At 35.6% G+C, this 23,538-nt stretch carries 22 protein-coding genes; 21 read left to right on the forward strand and 1 reads right to left on the reverse strand.

Features of this window, described 5'->3' with window-relative positions; genetic code table 11:
- Window positions 1-9 precede the first annotated feature (9 nt).
- From BMY18_RS08445 to BMY18_RS08520, 16 genes are all read left to right on the forward strand, one after another.
- Complete coding sequence (locus BMY18_RS08445; RefSeq protein WP_092452777.1) at window positions 10-1,527, forward strand: nitrogenase component 1; 1,518 nt, start codon at window positions 10-12, stop codon at window positions 1,525-1,527.
- A gap of 35 nt (window positions 1,528-1,562) precedes the next feature.
- On the forward strand, window positions 1,563-2,729 hold the full coding sequence (locus BMY18_RS08450; RefSeq protein WP_092452780.1) for a MalY/PatB family protein: 1,167 nt from the start codon (window positions 1,563-1,565) through the stop codon (window positions 2,727-2,729).
- Between the two features lie 62 nt (window positions 2,730-2,791).
- Entirely contained in the window at window positions 2,792-3,547 is a 756-nt protein-coding gene (locus BMY18_RS08455) for an amino acid ABC transporter ATP-binding protein (protein WP_092452783.1), read from the forward strand.
- A 229-nt stretch (window positions 3,548-3,776) separates the two neighbouring features.
- Window positions 3,777-4,628: a transporter substrate-binding domain-containing protein gene (locus tag BMY18_RS08460; protein ID WP_092452786.1), complete on the forward strand. Its 852-nt coding sequence runs from the start codon at window positions 3,777-3,779 to the stop codon at window positions 4,626-4,628.
- 101 nt (window positions 4,629-4,729) lie between these two features.
- Window positions 4,730-5,434, forward strand: a complete 705-nt coding sequence (locus tag BMY18_RS08465) for an amino acid ABC transporter permease (protein ID WP_092452789.1) — start codon at window positions 4,730-4,732, stop codon at window positions 5,432-5,434.
- Between the two features lie 10 nt (window positions 5,435-5,444).
- Window positions 5,445-6,155 (forward strand): amino acid ABC transporter permease, encoded by a 711-nt coding sequence (locus BMY18_RS08470; protein WP_092452792.1) that lies wholly within the window; start codon window positions 5,445-5,447, stop codon window positions 6,153-6,155.
- A gap of 342 nt (window positions 6,156-6,497) precedes the next feature.
- Window positions 6,498-7,592, forward strand: a complete 1,095-nt coding sequence (locus tag BMY18_RS08475; protein ID WP_092452794.1) for an iron-containing alcohol dehydrogenase family protein — start codon at window positions 6,498-6,500, stop codon at window positions 7,590-7,592.
- A 16-nt stretch (window positions 7,593-7,608) separates the two neighbouring features.
- Entirely contained in the window at window positions 7,609-8,712 is a 1,104-nt protein-coding gene (gene hisC, locus BMY18_RS08480; RefSeq protein WP_092452797.1) for a histidinol-phosphate transaminase, read from the forward strand.
- Between the two features lie 161 nt (window positions 8,713-8,873).
- Window positions 8,874-9,947 carry an ABC transporter substrate-binding protein gene (locus tag BMY18_RS08485; RefSeq protein WP_092452800.1) on the forward strand — a complete coding sequence of 358 codons (1,074 nt, stop codon included), beginning with the start codon at window positions 8,874-8,876 and terminating at the stop codon, window positions 9,945-9,947.
- A gap of 16 nt (window positions 9,948-9,963) precedes the next feature.
- The gene (locus BMY18_RS08490) at window positions 9,964-10,725 is read left to right on the forward strand and encodes an ABC transporter permease subunit (RefSeq protein ID WP_092452803.1); all 762 of its coding nucleotides are present in this window, start codon (window positions 9,964-9,966) and stop codon (window positions 10,723-10,725) included.
- 15 nt (window positions 10,726-10,740) lie between these two features.
- The gene (locus BMY18_RS08495; RefSeq protein ID WP_092452806.1) at window positions 10,741-11,493 is read left to right on the forward strand and encodes an ABC transporter ATP-binding protein; all 753 of its coding nucleotides are present in this window, start codon (window positions 10,741-10,743) and stop codon (window positions 11,491-11,493) included.
- Window positions 11,494-11,610: 117 nt separating this feature from the next.
- On the forward strand, window positions 11,611-12,462 hold the full coding sequence (locus BMY18_RS08500; RefSeq protein WP_092452809.1) for a Cof-type HAD-IIB family hydrolase: 852 nt from the start codon (window positions 11,611-11,613) through the stop codon (window positions 12,460-12,462).
- Window positions 12,463-12,629: 167 nt separating this feature from the next.
- A complete protein-coding gene (locus tag BMY18_RS08505) occupies window positions 12,630-13,508 on the forward strand; it encodes a radical SAM protein (RefSeq protein WP_092452811.1) in 879 nt (292 codons plus the stop codon).
- Between the two features lie 23 nt (window positions 13,509-13,531).
- On the forward strand, window positions 13,532-13,894 hold the full coding sequence (locus tag BMY18_RS08510; RefSeq protein WP_092452814.1) for a NifB/NifX family molybdenum-iron cluster-binding protein: 363 nt from the start codon (window positions 13,532-13,534) through the stop codon (window positions 13,892-13,894).
- A 15-nt stretch (window positions 13,895-13,909) separates the two neighbouring features.
- The gene (locus tag BMY18_RS08515; RefSeq protein WP_092452817.1) at window positions 13,910-15,349 is read left to right on the forward strand and encodes a nitrogenase component 1; all 1,440 of its coding nucleotides are present in this window, start codon (window positions 13,910-13,912) and stop codon (window positions 15,347-15,349) included.
- Between the two features lie 8 nt (window positions 15,350-15,357).
- On the forward strand, window positions 15,358-16,644 hold the full coding sequence (locus tag BMY18_RS08520; RefSeq protein WP_092452820.1) for a nitrogenase component 1: 1,287 nt from the start codon (window positions 15,358-15,360) through the stop codon (window positions 16,642-16,644).
- Between the two features lie 81 nt (window positions 16,645-16,725).
- Here BMY18_RS08520 and BMY18_RS08525 read toward each other — a convergent pair whose 3' ends face one another.
- The gene (locus BMY18_RS08525) at window positions 16,726-17,679 is read right to left on the reverse strand and encodes a toxin-antitoxin system YwqK family antitoxin (RefSeq protein ID WP_092452823.1); all 954 of its coding nucleotides are present in this window, start codon (window positions 17,677-17,679) and stop codon (window positions 16,726-16,728) included.
- Between the two features lie 369 nt (window positions 17,680-18,048).
- Here BMY18_RS08525 and nifH point away from each other — a divergent pair, with 369 nt between their 5' ends.
- From nifH to BMY18_RS21030, 5 genes are all read left to right on the forward strand, one after another.
- Complete coding sequence (gene nifH / locus BMY18_RS08530; RefSeq protein ID WP_092452826.1) at window positions 18,049-18,897, forward strand: nitrogenase iron protein; 849 nt, start codon at window positions 18,049-18,051, stop codon at window positions 18,895-18,897.
- 100 nt (window positions 18,898-18,997) lie between these two features.
- Window positions 18,998-19,930: a cysteine synthase A gene (gene cysK, locus BMY18_RS08535; RefSeq protein WP_092452829.1), complete on the forward strand. Its 933-nt coding sequence runs from the start codon at window positions 18,998-19,000 to the stop codon at window positions 19,928-19,930.
- A gap of 569 nt (window positions 19,931-20,499) precedes the next feature.
- Window positions 20,500-21,957 carry a nitrogenase component 1 gene (locus BMY18_RS08540; RefSeq protein WP_092452832.1) on the forward strand — a complete coding sequence of 486 codons (1,458 nt, stop codon included), beginning with the start codon at window positions 20,500-20,502 and terminating at the stop codon, window positions 21,955-21,957.
- A gap of 19 nt (window positions 21,958-21,976) precedes the next feature.
- Window positions 21,977-23,275, forward strand: coding sequence for a nitrogenase component 1 (locus tag BMY18_RS08545; RefSeq protein ID WP_092452836.1), 1,299 nt, complete (start codon window positions 21,977-21,979; stop codon window positions 23,273-23,275).
- Between the two features lie 12 nt (window positions 23,276-23,287).
- Window positions 23,288-23,455, forward strand: coding sequence for a hypothetical protein (locus BMY18_RS21030; RefSeq protein ID WP_170841352.1), 168 nt, complete (start codon window positions 23,288-23,290; stop codon window positions 23,453-23,455).
- Window positions 23,456-23,538 lie beyond the last annotated feature (83 nt).

A 23,538-nucleotide genomic window follows, 5' to 3' on the forward strand; every position in this document is an offset into this window, starting at 1 on the left:
GAGGAAAAAATGGGCTATTATGAACAAGAAACACCGCCAGCAAGAGAAGAAAGATTGATTGTTGGAGACAGTTTTGCAGGAAAAGGTTGTGATGCCTTGGATTGTGCGAAATCTGGTTGTATGTTAAGAAAAGGACGCCGTTTCTGGCAGGCAAATGCTTGTCAGATGATGCTTTCCTTAATGATGGCAGTTACGGTAGAAAACAGTGTCATTATTTTGCATTCTCCTATTGGATGTGGTTCGATGTTACATTCGTTGGAAATCGCTTCGGCCAGAGGGAAATCACGACGTGGAAAAGCCGCTACAGGTGCAATTTGGCTGTCGACTAATCTACAAGAAAGCGATGTTATTAATGGAGGGGAAAAAAAGCTTAAAGATACTATCTTGTATGCAGATCGAGAATTCCATCCGGAAATTATTTTTGTAGTATCTACGTGTGTGCCCAATATTATCGGTGATGATGTAGAAGATGTTGTAAAAGAGGTTGGAGAAGGGACGCAGGCTCAAGTGACTGCTATCCACTGCCCAGGATTTAAGAGCCGCGTTGTGGCAAGTGCATATGATTCTTTTTATCACTCGATCATTAGTCACATCCAATTAGATCCAATACCATATAAGGATTATCAGCCAGTAGAACGATTTGACCCAGACTATGGAATCAAAATACGACGATTTAACGCACAAAAGCAGATGACCGTAAACATTTTTAATGCAACATCAATAGGACCTGATGATGAAGCGGAACTAGCGCGCTTGCTTCATGCGATTGGCTTAAATGTGCGTGTATATGCCGAGTATTCGAGTGCACAAGAATTGCGCCTAATATCACATGCAGGGCTTAATGTGAGCATGTGTAATGTTCATGATGATTATATACTGAAATATTTGGAGGAAGAATTTAATATTCCATATATTATCTGTGGCATGCCGATTGGTTTTTCCGGTGTCAGAACTTGGTTATTAGAAATCGCAGAGCATTATGAAATAGCAGACAAAGCAAAAAGCCTGATTGATTCCGAAGAAAAACAGCTAAGGGAAGCACTAAAGCCATTGCTACCTCAAATACAGGGGAAACGCGTCATGATTGACGGTGGAGTCGTACGCTCTCTTTCAGAAGCAATTATGATGAAAGAATTAGGAGTGGAAGTGATTGGAGTAAATGCATATCATTACGATGATGGTACTGATCCTGTGTTACGTCAATTTTCGCAGGAGTGGTCTGATGTGCCATTTGCAGTGAGTAATCAGATTTATGAAGCAATCAACCAGGTTAAGAAATTAAAGCCGGATTTGGTTATTTCTCACGCAGGTACCCATGGGTGGCTTGCAAAGGCGGGAGTTCCTTCTATGCATCTGTTTGACGTAGAAAAGCCTTTCTTTGGATATGCAGGAATCTACCGATTCGTGCGTAAGATGCAGTTTGCCTTAAAAAATACGTCATATGTAGATCGCCTTGCAAAGCATACGCAGCTGCCATATAAAGAGGAGTGGTATGACAAAGATCCATTCTACTATATTACGGATTAATATTCAGTTAGCAGAAAACAAGGAGGCATTGACAAATGAAATATAATTTTGACGAAATCATAAATCGTAAACATACAAAATCTATTAAATATGATTTTTTTAGTATGACAGGCAAAGTGGGATATAATACGATTCCTTTGTGGATTGCTGATATGGATTTTCGGACACCACCATGTGTGCGGGAAGCTATTATTCAACGAGCAGAGCACGGAATTTTTGGCTATTCGGCTACAGATGATGATTATTTTATTGCAGTACAGCAGTGGTTCTTAAAACGTCATAATTGGAATGTGCAACCAGAATGGATGATACAGACAAGAGGAATTTTAAACGCAGTATCCGTCATTGTATCGGCACTAACGAAACCAGGTGATGCAATTTTGTTGCAATATCCATCTTATCATCAGTTTAACTCGATAATCGAAAATACCAGAAGGAAAATAGTAAAAAATCCTCTTATTTTAGAAAATGGAACATATAAAATTGACTTTGAGGACTTTGAACGACAGATTGTGCAAAATGATGTAAAACTCTTCATTCTTTGCAATCCGCATAATCCGGTAGGAAGAGTATTTACAAAAGAAGAATTGATCCAAATGGGAGATATTTGTTTGAGGTATGGCGTTTTGGTACTCTCTGACGAAATCCACCAGGATTTTATTTTTGCCCCACACAAGCATTTTGTATTTGTGGATGCAAAACCAGAATTTAGAGATATTACAATTACCTGCACGGCACCGACAAAAACTTTTAATCTCTCTGGTGTGGCTATTTCTAATATGTTTATTATTGATGAAGACTTGCGAGATGACATTAAGGATGAGATCAAAAGGCGCGGAGGTGCGGGAATAGGAATCTTGGAGATTCTGGCTTGCCAAGCAGCATATACGGATGGTGAAGAATGGTTGGAAGAGCTACTTTCCTATCTTTTAGAAAGCATTGCTTATGCAAGGAAATTTTTTCGCGAGAAGCTTCCTGAAATTGACGTTATTGAGCCGGAAGGTACATATCTTTTGTGGATTGATTGCCGAAGACTTGGCTTTTGGGCAAAAGACTTGGATTCGTTCCTTGCAGATGAGGCACAGGTTACTTTAAGTGGATCACCAGGTGCGGAAGGTTTTCTTAGAATCAATCTTGCATGTCCAAGGTCGACGCTAGAAAAAGCATTTTCTCAGTTGGAGAGGGCGGTTAAAAAACTATAGCTTCATGAGGTTATGGACAATTGACATATTGAAAAGGTAATCAATTCAAGGAGGGAAGCAGTATGATTGAGATAAAAAATGCAAGAAAATCCTTTGGTAAATTAGAAGTCTTAAAGGATGTATCCATTCAGGTAAATAAGGGTGAAGTGGTTGTTATTTTAGGACCTAGTGGTTCAGGAAAAACTACATTGCTAAGAAGCATAAATTTCCTTGAAAAAGCGGATGCAGGGATTCTTACAATCGGGGAGAAAACAGTTGATTTAAAGAAAGCATCAAAAAAAGAGATATTGGATATAAGAAAAAGAACTGCATTTGTATTTCAAAATTATAGCTTGTTTAATAACAAAACTGCTTTAGAAAATATAACAGAAGGTCTTGTGATTGCAAGGAAAATCAACAAAGCGGATGCACAAAAAAAGGCGATAGAGACACTGGAATGGGTAGGCCTTTTGGATAAAAAAGATTATTATCCATTTCAGTTGTCAGGTGGTCAGCAACAGCGAGTAGGAATTGCGAGGGCAGTTGTTCTAGAACCAGAGGTAATACTATTTGATGAACCCACATCGGCTTTGGACCCGGAACTCGTAGGGGAGACCTTGGAGCTAATTAAAAAAGTAGCAAAAAAAGGTATCACAATGATTGTTGTTACTCATGAAATGTCATTTGCACAGGATGTAGCAAGTAAAGTTATCTTTATGGATGGAGGCGTTGTTGTAGAAGAAGGGACTCCGAAGGAAATATTCAACCATCCGAAAGAAGAACGTACAAAACAGTTCCTGGCCAGAATTCTTCCAACAGATGAACTATATTACATATAGTCTAAGAACGGTTGTGAGGGATTATTGTTGAAACACACCCGAGTCAATAATAAAAGCTTGATTGGTATTTATAGGTCAATGTAAAAGTGAAAATGGTATCAGAAAGGGAGAAAAATAATGATTATTCGATTAAGAATTATTAGTGAAGGATATTTGGGGGATTATTGTTGATTAAATTCTAAATCCCTTTAAATATAAAACAAATCAAAAATAAGAGGAGAGTTAAATTATGAAGTTTAAAAAGAGATTATGGAAAAAAGTAAGTAGTATAGTTCTTGTAGCAATCCTTGCAATATCTGTTACCGGTTGTGGGAAAAGTGTAAGCACATCAGCAGATGCTTCTAATGTAACAGTAGTTAAAGTAGGAACTGGTAATGGAATGCCACCATTTTGTTCTCTTGATGCAAATGGAAAGGCAGTAGGTTATGATGTTGATGTGTTAAAAGAAATTGATAACCGCCTAGCTGATTATCAATTTGATATACAATCATTGGATTTTACCACACTTTTAGTATCCCTAGATTCGGGTGCATTAGATGTAGTATCACATCAGCTTGTAAAGAGTGATGTCCGTAAAACAAAATATTTATTTCCGGATCAATATTACTGCTTATCACCATTGTCATTAGCTGTAAAAACAGATAGTGGAATTAAAACATTAGCTGACTTAAAAGGAAAATCAATCAATGAAAGTCCATCTAGTTATGAATATTCTTTATTAACAAGTTATAACCAAAAGACATTAGGAAACACATTAAAAATCAATGCTGTTTCAGATTTGTCAACGGCTGATAATTTCAAACAGGTAGCGAATGGGCAAGTAGACGCAGCGCTTACTTACCAATCAACATATAAATCAGTACAAGCGGATCTAAAGATTGACAACATTAAATTAACAGATACAGTTCTTGTAGAAGATACATATATTATGTTAGCAAAAGGACAAGAAAAATTAACGGCCGCAATCAATCAGGCATTAAAAGATATGTTAAGTGATGGAACACTTGCTACAATAGCAAAGAAAAATTTGAGCGAAGATGTTTTTGCAAATTATACCAGTTTGATTCAGACAACAAATTAATATCTATTTGAATAATATCTATTTGTTGCAAAATAATAGATGAGAAAATAATAATCTCAAATATTATGTTGCAGTAAGTATAGAAAAGGAGTGATAGAATTTTGAATAGTACATTTAAACCAGAAACAATTCTAGGTTACATACCAAAAATATTACAAGCTTTTCCAGTCACTATGGAAATCCTGTTGGTGTCTTTAATAATAAGCTTGATTATAGGAGTACTTATTACCATGTTGAGTTTAAGCAATGAAAAATGGTTAAAAAGAATTGCCCATTTTTATATTGCATTTATGAGAGGGATTCCAACGCTTGTTTTGATTTTCCTGATTTATTTAGGTTTGCCACAGCTAGCATTGAGCTATGGGATTAATTTGTCGAAAGTTAGTAAGATAACTTTTATTATTATCTGTTTATCATTGGGTAGTTCAGCCAATATGGCTGAAATGATGAGAACTTCTTACTTGGCAATTGATAAAGGTCAAAGAGAAGCCGCATATAGTGTAGGAATGAAAGGATTTCCAACATTCTACAGAATCATCTTGCCACAAGCTTTTGCTATTGCAATTCCAACATTAGGAAATAACATTATTATTTTGTTTAAGGAAACATCGTTAGCATTTTCAATTAGTGTTATTGATTTGATGGGAAAAGCTAGGTTAATGAGTACACTTAGTTATGGCGCAAACAAATTAGAGGTATATATTGCGGCAGGAATTGTATTTTGGGTTAGTTGTATTATATTGGAGAAGCTGAGTAAATTTTTAGAAAGAATCTATACAAAAAGCAGAAAGAAAGTAGTTATTTAGGAGGAGTTTTATGATCAATTTTAAATTTATCATCGCATCATTTCCTGAAATTATTAGGGCAATTCCTATTACACTTCTAATGGCATTTGTTTCTGCAATAATTGGTTGGATACTTGGATTTGGAATTGCGTTAGTCCGAAAATATAAAATCCCCATAATTTCTCAGATATGTGCTATTTTTGTATCATTAATGAGGGGAGTTCCGATGGTTATCTTGTTGTATATTTCCTATTATGCTTTACCAATTATAATTTATAGGTATGGAACAGGAGTTGGATTAAAGCTTGATATCAATGTATTACCGGCCGTTGTATATGCAATTATAACATTGACCCTTGGTCAGGCTGCATATGCTTCAGAAATATTTCGCTCTGCACTCGCAGCCATAGATGAATCGCAAATGGAAGCGGCTTGTAGTGTTGGTATGACAAGAAATCAAGGTCTACAACGAATTGTATTTCCACAGGCGCTTGTAATTGCAGTCCCTAATTTAGGAGGTTTGTTCGTTGAATTAGTAAAGGGTACTTCCTTGGCATATTATGTAGGCGTTTACGAGATTACTGCAACTGCCAATCTGTTAGCTATGCCGTCCTACAATTTTATTGAGGCCTATATAATAACAACAGTAATTTATGAAGTTATTAGTTTTATCTTCAATTTTTCCTTCCGGAAAATTGAAAACAGGCTCAAGAAATTTCGAACGGGAATTGTTGCCTTATAAAATATTCAAGGAAGATATGTTTGTGTTAAGATATTAAAAAAAGTATATAAAAATAATGAAAAAAATTGAAGTAAAAAGCATCCAATGATGGAAATATATCGGAGGAAGCTTTTTGCTGTATATTTAAATATATTTATTTAGATTAGTGGAACAATTTTAATTTCATAATTAGTGGATTGATTTTAAATTTAGGGTTGACAAAGCAATTCATTCATAGTATAAATATTAAAACAATATTTCATAGTAACCATACTATTTAAGTATGATATATTTAGACGATACATTTGAGTTTCGCATTACAGATGTTTAATAGACAAATAATATTAAACTAGGAGGATTTTTATGTTAGATATTAGAACCCCAGAACAGTATATTAATGAAGTAGGAAGTATAAAAAAAGCTGGAGAGTATATAGGAAAATACGGAAAAAATGCATTGATTATTGCAAGCGCTAAAGCCTTAGCCACAGTAAGTGATGATATTTTTTTAAGCCTAAAGGAGAATTCAATATCTTATGAAGTAATTCAATTTACAGGTTATCCTACATTGGCAAAAGCAAATGCATATTCTGAGATCGCAAAAAATACCAACATAAGCGTTGTTATAGCGATAGGCGGCGGTAAAGTACAGGATGTATCAAAGGCTACTGGAGATTTAGCAAGACTTCCAGTAATCGCAATTCCAACCATAGCTGCAACATGTGCTTCTTGGGCAGCTGTATCCATTATATATAATGATGAAGGTGATTTTGAACAAGTACATCTAAATAGATTTACCCCTAGGTTAATCATTGCGGATCCTGAAATCATCTTGAATGCACCAGAAAGATACATAAAGGCCGGGATTGTTGATACATTTGCAAAATGGTACGAAACTATTCCAGGAATCACAGGAAAAGATGATGCGTTGCCATTACAGATTTCTGTAAATGGAGCGAAAATAGCACTTGATCTTTTAAACGAAAAAGGCTTAAAGGCTGTTGAAGATAGCAGAAAAGGTGTCATTTCAAAAGAAGGAATTGATACAATTGATGCGATTATATATTTGGCTGGTTTTGTTGGTAGTTTCGTAGGGGAAAGAGCATTTGCAGGATTTGCACATCCATTTTACCATGCATCACGAAGAATACCGTCAACAAGACATATTCTACACGGAGAATTAGTTTCCTATGGATTAATTACACAGCTTATACTTGAAGGAAAACAAGAACAGGAAATATTTGAAGTCATTCGAAAATTTGACCAATTTGATGTTGCATTTACATTAGAAGATATTGGCCTTGCAGAAGATTCTAAGAATAAGCTCACAATAATTGCAGAGAGAATATTGAAGGAATTCCCAGGCTATACGAAATTAGGCTTTGGAACAACTGTTGAAGAAATTGTTGCTGGCTTATATAAGGCTGACGAATACGTAAGGAAATACAGAAGCGCGTAGGAAGGGAGTTGCGAAAATGGCTGTTAAAGAAAGAGAAGCATTAGGCAAAATTAATAATTACATAGCCGCAAGAACGCTAGAGTCGGTAAAAAGGGAATTTGGACTTACAGAGGTAATCAAACTCGCGGGAAATGAAAACAGAATTGGATGCTCGCCATTCGTACATACGGCAATCCAAAATTTTTTTGGCCAGTTATCCTACTATCCCGATATGAAATGCACCAAATTGAGAGAACAACTTGCAAAAGAATTTGACATTGATGGGGAACAACTAGTATTTGGAAATGGTTCATTTGAACTTATTTCATTTGTCGCTCAAACATTTTTGGAAAAAGGAGATGAGTCCATAATTTCAGTACCTTCATTTGGATGGTACACAAATGTAACTTTGCAGATGGATGCAAAACCAGTAAATGTTCCACTAAAGAATTTCACAGTGGATTTACAAGCTGTTTATAATGCAATTACTGATAAAACCAAGGTGATCTGGATATGTAATCCTAATAATCCTACAGGGACATTATTAGACCAGAAAAAGCTTTTAGATTTTATAGATAAAGTAGGAAAAGACATAGTTATTGTTTTGGATGAGGCCTATATCGAATATATTGAGGGCGACTATCTTGATACTACAACACTCATCACTAAATATGACAACTTAATTCTTCTAAGAACATTTTCAAAGGTATATGGTCTGGCATCATTTAGAATTGGATATGGGATTGCAGATACGGACATTATTCTTAAAATGAATAAAGTAAGGCCACCAATTAATATAAATGCACTTGCACAAGAAGCAGCAGTGGCTAGTCTTGGCGATAAGGAATTTAAGAAAATAGTCCAAGATAATAATAAAAAAAGTCTTGAATTTTACTATTCTGAATTAGATAAATTAGGCCTAAATTATGTAACGTCAAATTGTAATTTTATATTATTTGATACAACAAAAGACAGTGTATGGATTGAGAATGAATTCATAAAGAGAGGGTTTATCATACGGTCAGGAGTTGAATTTGGATATCCGACGTGGGTTCGAATTTCAATTGGAACATGGGAGGATAACGTAAAAGTCATTGAGATACTACGAGAGGTGTTACTTAATACACAGAATGTGTACTAAGGGCGAAGATAAAATGACTAATGGTTAGCAACAAAATGATTAATATATAACACAAAATGTTTAATAGAAAATAGTGAAAAGAGTTTTGGTCTTGAAAAACAGGCTTGAAATTATAAAAAAGAGTGAGACGAAAGGTTTCCCAAATGGGAAGGTGAAAAATTATGAAAAAGATTAGAAGAGGTCAATTTGGTAAAAAAGTGAGTACAATATTACTCGTTATAAGCGTTTTATCAACATTTGTATTAGCAGGCTGTGGAGCTGATAAGACAACAACATCAACAGCAACATCATCATCAACAATAGAGTATCCATCAAGTTTAAATAAGACAGTTGTTCTTAGAGTAGCAGAAACAGGTTGGGATTCTTATAATCAATTACTAATTGCAGCAGGATTAGATGATACCCCATATACGGTTGAATATGCAATATTTCAGGGTGGAAACTTATGCCTTGAAGCAGTGGCAGCAGATAAGATCGATTTTACAGGCTCAAGTGAAATACCACCAATTTCAGCATCACTTGCCACAAACGGAGGGAACTTTAAAATCGTTGCAGTAAGTAACTCAAGTCCACAAAATCAGGAACTTGTGACGATGGGAACTTCAGGAATTAAAACAGTTGCAGACTTAAAAGGTAAAAAAGTAGGATATATCAAAAATACAACAGCACATTACTTCTTGTCACAAATGCTAACAGCTGCAGGTCTCAAATGGAGCGATATAACACCAGTAGAAATCACAACAGCTGATGGCGTTACTGCATTAAAAGCAGGTAGTATTGATGCATTTGCAAGTTACGGAAACTCAATCAATGCAGCTAAAAATATTGGAGCTGTAACATTAAAATCAGCACTTAAAATTTTATCGGGTAATTTCCCTTATGAAGTATCAGACAAAGCGTTAGCGGATACCAATAAGAGAGCTGCCGCAGCGGACTATCTTGCAAGATTACAAAAAGCAAATGAATGGCAAAAAAATAATCTTGATAAATGGGCAGAGATTTCAGCAGATCCAACAGGACAGACCTATGATGATGCTTTAACATTATTAAAAGCTACGTATGCTGATTTTGCTACATCTGTAAAAATTGCTGATGATGCAATCATCAAGTCAGAACAAAGCGTGGCAGATACATTTTATGAATTGGGATTATATGCAACAAAAGTGGATGCTTCAAAATTATACGATAAATCATTTTCAAGCGATTACACAGCAGCACTAAGTAAATTCAAATAGACGGAGGTTTGTTAATATGGATAGGCTAAAACAAGCAATTAGGTTAATTGTTCCATGGTTACTACCAATATTTCTTATAATATGGTGGTACTTAGCAACAGTAAATACAACAACTGCCTCAATAATGCCGGCACCAGGTAAGGTTTGGGATAGGGCCGTTAAAATGCTAAAGACTGGTCAGTTACAAGAATACACAGCAGTTAGTACGCAAAGAGCATTACTAGGTTTATTGATAGGTGGTGTGATTGGCCTTGTTCTTGCTATACTAACCGGTATTTCAAAAACTATAGATCTCGTTCTTAATACATCTATACAGATGCTTAGAACAGTTCCCGTACTTGGCGCAATCTCACTTATGATTATCTGGTTTGGGATTGGTGAAGAAGTTAAGATATATATGGTTGCATTTGGAGTGTTTTTTCCAATCTATATTAATACATATCATGGAATAAAAAGCGTCGACAAAGGTTTAATCGAAATGGGAAAAGTTTATGGATTGAACAGATTTAAATTATTTATCAATGTTATATTACCAAGTTCATTATCCTCAATATTAGTAGGGTTACGATTATCACTTGGAACAATGTGGCTTATTCTCATAGCAGCTGAAACAATTGCAACAGACGCAGGTATTGGTTATATGGCAATGAGTGCAAGAGAATTGATGCAAATGGATAAAGTCGTATTATGTCTACTTATCTATGCACTTCTTGGTAAATTATCTGATGTGATTGCCAGAGCATTGGAATTCGTACTTTTAAGATGGCAGAGAGCATAGAAGAGGAGATGGCTAATGGGAGAAAATTTAACAGGATATGAAATAAAAATTGAGAACCTTAGTAAAAGCTTTGGAAATCTGGAAGTCCTAAAAGATATCAATCTTACGATACCACAGGGACAGTTTGTTGCTATCGTAGGGCATAGTGGATGTGGGAAAAGTACGTTGCTGCGAATCATAGAAGGACTTGATATTCCAACAGTAGGAAGTCTTAGTGTAAATGATAAGAAAGTAAATGGCGTTGATAGCAATGTAAGGTTTATATTTCAAGATGCAAGACTTCTTCCCTGGAAAAGCGTTTTAAATAATGTACTAATAGGAACAAAAGATAGAGACAAGAAAAAAGCAGAAGAAGCCTTAGCGCATGTAGGGCTTCTTGAAAGAAAAAAAGTATGGCCAGGAATATTAAGTGGCGGACAAAAACAAAGGGTTTCACTAGCGCGCGCATTATCAGGGGAACCATCCGTGCTGCTACTTGATGAACCGCTTGGTGCACTTGATGCACTTACAAGATTAGAGATGCAAAATTTAATCGAAGGTTTATGGAAAGAACAAGGGTTTACAGCAGTTCTCGTCACGCATGATGTAAGTGAAGCTGTAAAACTTGCGGATAGGGTAATTATAATTGATGGAAATTCAGTAAAATTAGATTTGGAAATATCACTACCAAGACCTAGAGTAAAGAATAATGATAGTAGTTATTTTGAACAAAAGATTTTAAGCTATCTTATGCGAAGCGATGATAAGACGGATGATTTCACTATTTAATACCCTCAAAAGATAAAAAGATATCTACAGGTAGACGGGATTGAACAGTGCAAAACATTCTTTCTCCCCACCATTTTGCATTAACACTGATTTTTAAAATGAAAGAGGTGAGAGGAAGTGCCAGACAGAATACGTTTACTTGGTCTAGATTTGGATGGAACATTACTAAATAATAAAAAACAGGTAAACGGGCCTGACGAAGATAGAATAAAAAAAGCAATGCAAAAAGGTATTATTGTAGTACCAGTCACAGGTCGGCCCCTAAAGGGGATCCCAGAAAATATTAGAAAACTGTTTTACAGTTCCTATATGATTACATCCAATGGTGCAGTTACAACGGATATCAAACTTCAAAAAAATATAGATTGTGCTTATTTGAATAGTAAAAAGGTACTCGATATAGTGGAATTACTTCAGTGTCAAAAAGAAGAAGTAATGGTTGAGGTTTTTGCAGATGGAATTGGCTATGTTCAAAAGAAACAGCTTGATATGATCAAAGAATTGTACAGAGGAACAAACCTAGAATCATATTTTCATACTAGTAGGATTCCAATAAATGACATAAAAAGCTTTATAGTAAGTAGAAATGATGATATTGCCGAAATTTCGATTATGACACGATCGATTGCGATTAAGAATAAAATCAAAAAACTACTCAATGTGTTTGCTGATATCAAGATAACTTCATCTGTTCAGACAGATTTAGAAATAAATGCTCAAAATGCTGGAAAAGGGTTAGCACTTTTAAGATTGGCAAAGAAACTAGGTATTCAAAGTTCAGAAATTATGGCATGTGGCGATAGTGGAAATGATATTGAAATGCTACAATCCGCAAGAATAGCAGTTGCAATGGGTAATGCAAATGAAGAAGTGAAAAGCGTTGCCGATTTTGTAACATCGAGTAACGAAGAAAACGGTGTCGCGTATGCAATCGATAGATATATATTCAATGAAATCGTAGGAAAGTAAGTGAATAGGAAGAAAAAGGGTTTATATAAATGTTTGATATTAGAAAAGCAAATAAGTATGACATAGTGGTGGAGTTATTTGGTATGATATGGAGTTGACATACATAAACTTTAATGATAAATCAGACTAAATATATCAAGTAAGTATGAAAAGAAAAGAGGCCTATTATGACAAATGCAAATAATTATGAAAATCTAAAAGCATCTCACCCATGTTTTGGTGGACATAAGAATAATAAAGGAAGAATCCATCTTCCAGTTAGTCCAGGATGCAATATACAGTGTAAGTTCTGTGATAGAAAGATTAATGATGTTGAGCAAAGACCTGGAGTTACTTCCAAGGTGATTACTCCAGAAGAATCATTAGATGTAATTAAAAGGGCATTGGAATTGTGCCCTGAGATTACAGTTGCAGGGATAGCAGGACCTGGTGATACACTGGCCACAGATAATGCCTTAAATACATTTCGATTGATAAAACAAAGCTATCCAGATCTTCTAAAATGCATGAGTACCAATGGTCTTTTATTATATGAAAGAGCAGATGAAGTAATAGAAGTTGGAATTGATTCACTTACTGTAACAGTAAATGCAGTAGATCCAGAGATTGAAGCAAAACTGAATTCTGCCATATTTTATCATGGGAAGAAGTATGAGGGAATAGAAGCTGCAAAAATTCTTATTGAAAACCAGTTAAAGGGAATCAAAAAGGTAACTAGCGCAGGAATTACCGTTAAGGTAAACAGCGTATTGGTACCAGGAATTAACGAAGAACATATTCCTGAAATTGCAAAGGCAGTCAGTGAAGCTGGGGCATCTATTTATAATATTATTCCGCTTATTCCACAACATGAATTATCAGATTCTCCAGCGCCAACCTGTGCGCAAATTGACGATGTAAGAACAAAAGCAGGACAGTACATAGATGTATTTAGACATTGCCAAAGATGTAGGGCAGATGCGATTGGGGTACCGGGCGAAAGTGATTTCGGAGACCAGATATACCAGAGAAGAATCTCTCATAAAGATACTTTCTCACATGGATAATTAAAACAGGTAGGAGGCAGAATATGTCATACAAGATAGCGGTGGCATCAACGGATGGCAAAGTGGTTAATCAGCATTTTGGAAAGGCAGATCAGTTTTACATCATTGAAGTTGACGATGAAAGCAAATATGAACTAGTAGAACTGCGAAAACTGCCTCCGGTCTGTCAAGGTGGTGATCATGATGATGATGCAATAAAAAGAAATGTAAAATCATTATCGGACTGTCAATATGTATTGGTTAGCAGGATTGGGCAGAGAGCAGAAAATGAATTAGAAGGTCATGGAATTAGTGTATATATTATACCTGACATAATTGAGGATGCATTAAATAAGTTGATTTCTTATGTGGAAATAAACAATATGATAAATAATCTTGCAAAGTAGGAGGAAACGAGATCAATGGGAGAAACATATTCTGGTATTCGAGAAAGTAGGCCGAATACTTATAATGATTTAGGTGATAGTAGTAAGAATATTGAAGAAAATTTTGACAAAGGATGTTTAAAGAGGGCAGATAGAAGCTTTGCGCAGGGTTTACAGTGTCAGCAGATAAATAGCATGGCGGCTCTTATGTCCTTAGATGATGCAGTATTCATCGCACATTCGCCGCAAGGATGCGTTGGATGTGCTACAATGGCGACCGATGTATTTCGTGTAGGCCAGGCCCATAGAGGTGTGAAAGTAATTCGTAATCCTCGAGTAATCGTATCAAATATTGATCAAAACGATGTCATTTTTGGTGGTGAAAAGAAGCTCGTAGAAGCGATTAATTTCGCGAAAGAAAGATATAATCCAAAACTGATATTTATCTTTTCTTCTTGTGCATCAGGAATTATTGGAGATGACATTGATTCCATAGCGAAAGAGCTTCAGGAAGAAAGTGAAGCTCTGATAGTACCAATTCATTGTGAAGGCTTTAAATCTAAAATATGTGCTTCTGGATTTGATTCAGCATTTATATCAATATCAAAATACATATTAAAGGAAGAAAAACTGCCTAAGACGGAAGGGCTTATTAATCTATTTGCGCCTACGACTGTAAGCTATAAAGATCAGGTGGAAATAGAGCGAATGTTAAGCGAATTGGGGCTTAGCGCTAATTATATACCATTTTATAGTTCTCTTGAAAGTATCAAAAAAATCCCATCAGCAATCGCATCTACTTCTATATGTAAGGTGTTTGCGGATGAATTTATGAAAGAACTTGAAGAAAAATATGATATTCCATATTCGCATACAGTTATGCCCATTGGAGTGAGAAATACAGATAAGTGGTTTAGAGGTCTTGCAAGTATTGTAGGCAAGGAAAAAGAAGCAGAAGAAATCATTGCAAAAGAACATGCACGAGTATTACCGGAAATAGAAAAGATAAAACAACGCTTACAAGGTAAGCGAGTATTTATTTGTGGTGGAACAGGTCGCTCATTTGCAGCTGCAGCACTGATTGATGACTTTGGTATGAAGCTTGTCGGGCTTGAGACACCTACTTATGATGATGATGCGCAGCTTGATATCGAGTATCTAAATGGAATACATAAGGACTTTGTCGTAGATATAGCGAATATGCAGCCATTTGAACAAATCAATCTTGTAAAGAGATTAAAACCAGATGTATTTATTGGTGTGCCAACATGGGCGGCCAGACTTGGAATTCCAACTACTCATGTTCTTGACATGAAACGCCCAACAATGGGATACGATGGAATACTTTATCTTGGTAATAAAATAGCAGATCAGATAGAAAATCCAGGTTTTAATGTGAAGCTTTCAAAACATGCAAGACTTCCATATAGGGATAGTTGGTATGAAGAAAATCCATTTAAATATATAGAAGGATAGGTGATAATATGTCAAAAGTAACAGAGAGCCCAAGAGGCAACTGCGTTCTTGGTGGAATAAATGCTGTTTTAGGAGCGGTTGATAGAGTTTGTCCAATATTTCATGCAGGCCCTGGCTGTTGTATGCAAACATCTGCTGGTGAAGCAGGACAGTCGGGTGGAAAGACTCCTCACTTTGTTTCAAGTGTTTCCATACCTAGTTCAAATATGTTGGAAAAAGAAGTCGTATTTGGTGGTGTTGATAAGCTTCGAAGTACAATAAAAGGCACATTAGAAGTGATTGATGCCGATGCATATTTTGTATTGACTGGATGTACAGCTGGTATTATCGGTGATGATATCGTTAGTACAGTAGAGGAATTCAGCCAGGAGGGTCATCCAGTATACGCCATAGAAACACCAGGTTTTGCTGGAAATAGTGAATATGGTTATGAGGTTGTATTTGATACATTTCTAGATCAGATTATTGAAAAAGGAAGGCCCAAACAGAAAAATCTAGTTAATCTTCTTGGAATTATTCCATATCATGATCCATTTTGGAGTGGAGATTTTGAAGAACTAACAAGGATTTTAAATAAACTTGGATTGGAAGTGAACACCTTTTTCACAGAACATCAAGGAATTGAACACATTAAAAATTCTTCAGCAGCAAGTTTAAATATAATCGTAAATCCTTGGTTACTTCAAGGTGCAGCGACAAAATATGAGGAAATATTTGACGTCCCAAGTATTCGTATTGCAGGTATTCCAATAGGAGCAACAGATACAACTGTATTTGTTAGGCAGGTAGCAGAGGCACTTAACCTAGATAAAGCGTTGGTAGAAAAAGTGATTGCCGAGGAAGAGGATTATGTATATAGCTATTTAGAAGCAGCAATTGGTCAGCTAAGCTGGAAACGTTTTGCTGTAGTTGGTGATGCTAACTATGCGATTGGGATAACAAGGTATTTAGCAAATGATTATAGCTTTACACCACAAGTTGTAATTATTACAGAACCAATGTTTCGTGAAAATGATAAGGAACTCATTACAAAGCGTCTTACTGAATTGGAATATGCGAGACCGCCAAAAGTATATTTTGAGCCGGATCAATATAATATAACCAAAATTCTAGAAGAAAATGACGAAATCACACTTTTGATTGGAAGCACGAATGAGAGAGAAGTCGCTTTGAAAAAAGAAATTCAGTGTAGTGTAATTATGTTCCCGATTACAGATCGGTTAATATTTAACCGTACCTATGCTGGATACAGAGGCAGTTTGACGTTGATTGAAGATTTGTATGATAATTTATAATAATTAGGCGAATAAAATCTGAAAAAACACTACAATTTTCGTTGTAGTGTTTTTAATAGAAAGGCGAAGCGTTAATTGGCTTTATTTACATTTTCCACAAGTAGCACAATCTGTACATTCATTTGAAATCAATGGGATAGAACTTAACTTGATACTAGCGATATCACTAATCTTAATTGTAAATGCATCTAGACATGAGAAGGTAATTGTTTCACTATCAAATTTAACGTTCAAAGGAACTAATTCAGTTTCTTCAATGCTAGTGCTACTTTCAACATAGGAAGGGGCCAGATAATGAATTTTTCCTGCTTGGTCTGTGATTTTAATAATATCAGTAGAAGTAACAAGTTCTGCAACTTTATTTCCAGTGCTATCAAAGATTAGAGAATTCTGATCGGCGTGAATTTCCATAGCACTAGAATCATATGCATGAAGAAGTCCAATAGGAGTTTCTATCGCATAAGGGCTTTCCGGTTCTAATGAACGTAAACGACCATCACTTAGGAATGAAAATCCAATTCTTGTTTCAATTATTCCAAATGGGGTAGGAACAGACGCTGTTTCACCAGGGAAAAAGGATACACTTTTAACTTTACCATCAGGATAGAAAAAAATACTATTCACTTTTAAATGAAAGCTTCTATTTAACATATTAAATGTAATTCTTTTCATTAACTCAGCTTCATCCGTTTCTAACCACATTCCGTTAACTGCTCCGTTTAATGGAAATATTCTTTTCAGAGAGCCATTTTCATAAAAAGTGACAAGTTCGGCCTCAATGACTCCAATCGGAGTGGGTATTGCAGTCGGTTCCTGTAAATCGATACTTTTTATAGTTCCACTTGGATAAAACAAAAGACATTTTGTGTTTTTTCTTCTTCCCGTAAAATCTTGAAAACGTGGAATTAAGATACCAATCGAGGTGTTTAGTTTGTGTTCACTATCTAAACATAAAGAATCAAGCTGGCCATTTTCATGGAGAGAATATCTTGTTACATTATTTAAATTACCGTATTTAGTTGAAAAACTCTGCATATTTAACCTCATTTCTTAACTGATTTTAAAGATGTGCCTATCAAATTTGTGTATAGCAGTGCCGACACAAACTTGTACGTGAACGATAAAAGCATTCACACATATTCAATCATATCATAGCATATATATATGAATAGTATAGAAAAAGAATTTTCAGTTGTCAATCGATATTTATTATTTTGAATTTTAAAAAGAAATGACAATATAACTGTTGACAAATAACAAAAAAGTAGTTATAATTCATAAAAATAGAATTCATACAAACATAGTATGAAAAGTAAGAAATACATCAAGACATAGTGATTCGCAGTAAGCAAAGTGGGTTATCAATATCCAGTTTGACTTTTATAAATGATGGAGGATAGATATATGGGAGAGCTTAGACAAATTGCAATATATGGAAAAGGCGGAATTGGTAAGTCTACAACTGCACAGAATTTGACAGCAGGGCTTGCGGAACTGGGGAAACAAGTAATGGTAGTTGGATGTGACCCTAAGGCAGATTCTACAAGATTATTATTAGGGGGATTAGCCCAGAGAACAGTTCTTGATACTTTAAGAGAAGAAGGTGAAGAGGTTGATCTTGCATCTATTTTAAAGACTGGGTATAGAGGCATTCGATGTGTGGAGTCAGGAGGACCGGAACCTGGTGTTGGATGTGCAGGACGAGGAATTATTACTTCAATTGGATTGTTAGAACGATTAGGTGCCTATACATCTGATTTGGATTATGTGTTTTATGATGTTCTTGGAGATGTAGTGTGTGGTGGTTTCGCTATGCCAATCAGAGAAGGTAAGGCTAAGGAAATATACATAGTTGCAAGTGGCGAGATGATGGCATTATATGCAGCAAACAATATTGCAAAAGGAATTCAAAAATATGCAAAAAAGGGTGGAGTTAGAATCGGTGGAATAATTTGTAACAGTCGTAACGTAGACCGTGAAATTGATTTGCTTCGTGCATTTGCACAAGAATTAGGAACACAATTAATCTACTATATACCAAGAGATAACATTGTACAGAGAGCTGAAATCAGAAAGCAAACGGTTATTGAATACAAAGCAGATGCAGCGCAGGCAGAAGAATACAGAAATCTTGCAAAAGCAATTCAAAATAACACACACTTTACAATTCCTACACCAATGTCGCAAGAAAGATTGGAAGAGATTTTAGTAGAATTTGGATTAATGGATTTGAATGATGATTATAGAATCTAGTTAACAAAATAGATTGTAAAATATAATGAAATTTGCTATTGTGAACTTGCGGAAAAGAATTCCGCTTAAAAAATATTTTATAAAAAGGAGTGTATACATTATGGCTAAGATTTTTGGAAGTGTAACAGAGTTAATTGGTGGAACACCATTACTTGAAGCAAAGAATTATGCAAAGAAGAGAAATATTAATGCTAGGTTAATCACAAAGTTAGAGTACTTTAATCCAGCTGGAAGTGTTAAGGATAGAATTGCTCTTGCAATGATTGATGATGCAGAAGCAAAAGGCGTTTTAAAGGAGGGTTCAGTAATTATTGAACCTACTAGTGGTAATACAGGAATTGGTCTTGCATCTATTGCTGCGGCAAGAGGATATAGAATCATATTAACAATGCCTGAGACGATGAGTGTTGAAAGAAGAAATTTATTAAAGGCTTATGGAGCAGAACTAGTATTAACAGAAGGTGCTAAGGGTATGAAAGGTGCAATTGCGAAAGCAGAAGAGTTAGCAGCAGAAACACCAAATTCATTTTTACCTGGTCAGTTTGTTAATCCTGCAAATCCAGAGGTACACAGAAAAACAACTGGACCAGAAATCTGGAATGATACTGACGGAAAAGTCGATATTTTTGTTGCTGGAGTTGGTACAGGTGGAACTGTTTCTGGTATTGGTGAGTATTTAAAATCACAGAATAAGAATGTTAAAGTAGTAGCAGTGGAACCAGCAAGCTCTCCAGTATTATCAGAGGGTAAGGCCGGACCTCATAAGATTCAAGGTATTGGCGCAGGTTTTGTTCCAGATACATTGAATACAAAAATTTATGATGAAATAGTTACCATTGAAAATGACGATGCTTTCGCAGCTGGAAGAGAATTTGCTCATACAGAAGGAATCCTAGTTGGAATTTCATCAGGTGCAGCATTGTATGCAGCAGAAATCTTAGCAAAGAGACCTGAAAATGCGGGCAAAAATATTGTTGTGTTGCTTCCTGATACTGGGGAAAGATATTTGTCTACAGCGTTATTTGCAGATTGAAGTTGAGGGAGTGAGTGAATATGGATTTATAATGATCCGTTTTACTTGCCTTTCCTTCAAGCAGTATGGTTTTTGCAAGCCTCAGGGATGATGAAAAGACTCGCTTCGCTCATTTTTCATCTGAGTCTTGTAAAAACCATGGACACTGCTTTCAGCCGGTCTGCGTAAAATGGATCATTATAAATCCATATTCACGGTTACTTTTTTGGGGAAGCGCTAAAAGCAAAAAGACAAAAAAGATATTATCATGGTATACATTGGATAATGATGGAGTAGGTACTAAAAAAAAATTGAGGAATTTATAGATAAAACTATGAATTCCTTAAAAAATAATGCTTTTCCTAGTAAAATAGTATAGAATATATGAATTCGAAACGGGTTAGAATTAGTATATTTGATTTATAAGGTTAGGAACTATTAAGCGGTAGATAGTGTTTAGAGTGGAATTCAATATAAGAGTGAAATTTAATATAAAAGTGAAATCAAAATAAGAGGCATATTCAATGTAAAAGCGGAATGAAGCATTTAAGGGAAATAAAATAGAAAAATGAAAGGTGCAGGGTATTAATATGGCTATGCAATTAGACATTTCTGATATTGGAACTAGAGAAAGTAGATTGGGTTCAATTACGGGCTATGTGGGAGATTTAAAGGATTTGGCGACTCAGAGTAATTGTGGTTCACTAAAAGGGTGCTCTCGATGTTTTTCTCAGTCTAGTACATGTCTTTCCGGGTGTGCACTAAGTCAGTTGGCAGGAATTCGTGATGTGGCGGTTGTTCATCATGGGCCATCAGGTTGTTCAGTAACGGGAACTGGAATTTATGCAGTTACGAAGCAGGTAGCAGCAAAAAGAGGAATTATAAATAATTCTGTATATATTGGAACTGATATGAATGAAGAAGATACCATCTTTGGCGCAGGGGATGCACTAAAGGATATTGTACTTGAGACATACAGAAGATATAAACCGAAGGCGATATTTGTAAGTAGTTCTTGTGCAACAGGAATCATAGGCGAGGATATCGACAGCATTGTTGACGATTTGAGGGAAGAAATAGATGTTCCTATTGCAGCAGTACATTGTGAAGGTTTTAAATCTCGTATATGGGCAACCGGATTCGACATTTCAGATCATGCAGTATTATCTACGATCGTACAGCCACCAAAGCAGAAAAGAAATACGATAAACTTTAAAAACTTCTTTGAAAGCGCAAGAAACGAAATTATAGAAATATTTAAAAATTTCGATGTGGAACCTACTTTCTTATATGCGAATGCAACCGTCGAAGAACTTTCTCATATATCAGAGGCACTAGCAACTGTATGTATTTGTGGAACACTTGGAAATTACTTAGGAAATGGCCTAGAAGAAAAGTATGGCGTTCCTTATATAAGAACAATTAACCCATTAGGCGTTGTCGGCTTTGAAACTTGGCTTAGAGAAATTGGAAAAGTGATTCATAAAGAAGTTGAAGTTGAGAAATACATAGAAGTAGAAAGAGCAAAATATTTACCTAAAATTGAAGAAGTAAAGAAAGAGTTAGTGGGACTTAAAGCAGTACTTGGCATGGGACCCGGTTATACCTTTGAAGTATCAAGAGTTCTTCAGGAATTGGGAATAGAAGTGCTTCATGCAGCAGCTTGGCACTATGACAAGAAATATGAAAATGGTGAAGTGCCACCAGCGATGGAATATTTACTTGAGAATAATCCTAACTTTGAAGTAAGTGTAGCGGATCAGCAAAACTTTGAAGTGCTTAATATTTTAAATAGATTACAGCCAGATGTATATCTATCACGTCATCCAGGTTCTACCGTTTGGGCAATCAAACAAGGATTTCCAGCAGTATATGTAGCAGATGAATATATGATTTTTGGATATAAAGGTACTTTGGATTTTGCACATACGGTACTCGATACAATTCGTAATAGAAGTTTCGAGAAAAATCTTGCTAAGAGAGTAAAACTTCCATATACCGACTGGTGGTATAAACAGGAATCAGGACTTTTCTTAGATAATAAATAGATGGAGGTCAGATTAGATTATGGCAAAGATATTAGATAAACAAAGATATAAATGTGCGATGAGTGCAATGTCAACCGTTCAGGCAATTGAGCGAGCAATCCCGATCCTTCATTCTGGTCCTGGATGTGCACAGAAATTATCAAATTCATCAGGAAGCAGTGGATATTTTTCCCCTAACATTTTTCCATGTACCAGTATAAATGAAGAGGATGTAGTGTTTGGTGGAGAGAAAAAGCTTCGTTCCACTATTGAAAATTCACTTAAGATCATTGATGCGGATTTATACGTAGTTCTTACAGGATGTACACCTGAAATCGTTGGTGATACGGTGGAAGATGTGGTTAGCGATTTTAAGGATGCTAAGAAGCCCGTAATATTCGCTTCTACGCCTGGATTTAAAGGTAACAATTATAAAGGGCACGAATGGGTTGTTAATTCGATTGTTGAGCAATATTTAGAGCCATCAGATAAAAAAACAGTGGGACTTGTAAATATTTGGGCGGATGTACCTTATCAGGATGAATTCTGGTCTGGAAATCTAAGAGAACTTGAAAAGCTAGTTGCAGAGCTAGGATTGATTCCTAATACAATATTTGGCTACAAAAGGGGGATAGAGAATATAAAAAAAATTCCAGAAGCACAGTTTAATCTGCTCGTCTCACCTTGGGTAGGGCTTGAAAATGTAAAGCTTATGAAAGAAAAGTTTGGAACACCTTATTTACATTATCCAACACTCCCAATTGGAGCATTTGAAACAAGTAAATTTCTTCGAGCAGTAGGTGAATTTGCAGGTCTTGATAAGGATAAAGTGGAAGCAATCATTGTAGAAAAAGAAGAGTATTACTACTACTATATTGAGCGATTTGCAGATTTGTTTCTGGAGACGAGAGTTATGTCAAAGAAGTTCACAATCGTTTCAGATGCACAATATGCACTTGGTATTACGAAGTTTCTTGTAAATGATTTGGGATTATTCCCTGCAAAACAGTTTATTGTCGATGATACGCCAAAAGAATTTAGAAATGATATCGAAGGATATTTCAAAGATTTAAATTATGATATTGAAGCAGAAGTTATCTTTGCAACAGACGGATATAAAGTACATAAAGAAATAGAAGAAACCGATTATCATGGCTATCCATTAATTCTTGGCGGATATTGGGAAAAGGAAATAGCCGCAAAAGTAAATGCACATTTCTTAAATGTATCTTGGCCGGTGAATGAACGTTTAATTATGAATGGGTTCTATGTGGGGTATGATGGTGGATTGAAGCTGATTGAGGATATTTATTCTGTTGTCAAGACTAGATTTAATTAAGAGGGGTAGGTGGTGAGTGAATATGAAGTTATCATTATTTATTTTGCTTGCCTTTCCTTCAAGCAGCATGATTTTTTGCAAGCCTCATGGATGATGAAAATGCTCACTTCGTTCGATTTTCATCTGAGTCTTGGAAAAAACATGGGCGCTGCTTTCAGCCGGTCTGTACAAAATGAATAATGATAACTTCATATTCACACCTACTTTATCGGTGGGGGCGGAAAGACGAAGACAAAAGCATAAAGACAAAAGCATAAAGACAA

Origin of the sequence: [Clostridium] fimetarium (assembly GCF_900111235.1) — a bacterium.
Classification (GTDB): Bacteria; Bacillota; Clostridia; order Lachnospirales; family Lachnospiraceae; genus Clostridium_N; species Clostridium_N fimetarium.

Bases quoted from the DNA above. Each gene is read 5' to 3' on its own strand.
- BMY18_RS08470 (WP_092452792.1), top strand. From the start codon at position 5,445: ATGATCAATTTTAAATTTATCATCGCATCATTTCCTGAAATTATTAGG.
- nifH (WP_092452826.1), top strand. From the start codon at position 18,049: ATGGGAGAGCTTAGACAAATTGCAATATATGGAAAAGGCGGAATTGGT.
- BMY18_RS08510 (WP_092452814.1), top strand. From the start codon at position 13,532: ATGTCATACAAGATAGCGGTGGCATCAACGGATGGCAAAGTGGTTAAT.
- BMY18_RS08455 (WP_092452783.1), top strand. From the start codon at position 2,792: ATGATTGAGATAAAAAATGCAAGAAAATCCTTTGGTAAATTAGAAGTC.
- BMY18_RS08540 (WP_092452832.1), top strand. From the start codon at position 20,500: ATGGCTATGCAATTAGACATTTCTGATATTGGAACTAGAGAAAGTAGA.
- BMY18_RS08495 (WP_092452806.1), top strand. From the start codon at position 10,741: ATGGGAGAAAATTTAACAGGATATGAAATAAAAATTGAGAACCTTAGT.
- BMY18_RS08460 (WP_092452786.1), top strand. From the start codon at position 3,777: ATGAAGTTTAAAAAGAGATTATGGAAAAAAGTAAGTAGTATAGTTCTT.
- BMY18_RS08545 (WP_092452836.1), top strand. From the start codon at position 21,977: ATGGCAAAGATATTAGATAAACAAAGATATAAATGTGCGATGAGTGCA.
- BMY18_RS08445 (WP_092452777.1), top strand. From the start codon at position 10: ATGGGCTATTATGAACAAGAAACACCGCCAGCAAGAGAAGAAAGATTG.
- BMY18_RS08505 (WP_092452811.1), top strand. From the start codon at position 12,630: ATGACAAATGCAAATAATTATGAAAATCTAAAAGCATCTCACCCATGT.
- cysK (WP_092452829.1), top strand. From the start codon at position 18,998: ATGGCTAAGATTTTTGGAAGTGTAACAGAGTTAATTGGTGGAACACCA.
- BMY18_RS08520 (WP_092452820.1), top strand. From the start codon at position 15,358: ATGTCAAAAGTAACAGAGAGCCCAAGAGGCAACTGCGTTCTTGGTGGA.
- BMY18_RS08525 (WP_092452823.1), bottom strand. From the start codon at position 17,679: ATGCAGAGTTTTTCAACTAAATACGGTAATTTAAATAATGTAACAAGA.
- hisC (WP_092452797.1), top strand. From the start codon at position 7,609: ATGGCTGTTAAAGAAAGAGAAGCATTAGGCAAAATTAATAATTACATA.
- BMY18_RS08515 (WP_092452817.1), top strand. From the start codon at position 13,910: ATGGGAGAAACATATTCTGGTATTCGAGAAAGTAGGCCGAATACTTAT.
- BMY18_RS08450 (WP_092452780.1), top strand. From the start codon at position 1,563: ATGAAATATAATTTTGACGAAATCATAAATCGTAAACATACAAAATCT.
- BMY18_RS08485 (WP_092452800.1), top strand. From the start codon at position 8,874: ATGAAAAAGATTAGAAGAGGTCAATTTGGTAAAAAAGTGAGTACAATA.
- BMY18_RS08490 (WP_092452803.1), top strand. From the start codon at position 9,964: ATGGATAGGCTAAAACAAGCAATTAGGTTAATTGTTCCATGGTTACTA.
- BMY18_RS08475 (WP_092452794.1), top strand. From the start codon at position 6,498: ATGTTAGATATTAGAACCCCAGAACAGTATATTAATGAAGTAGGAAGT.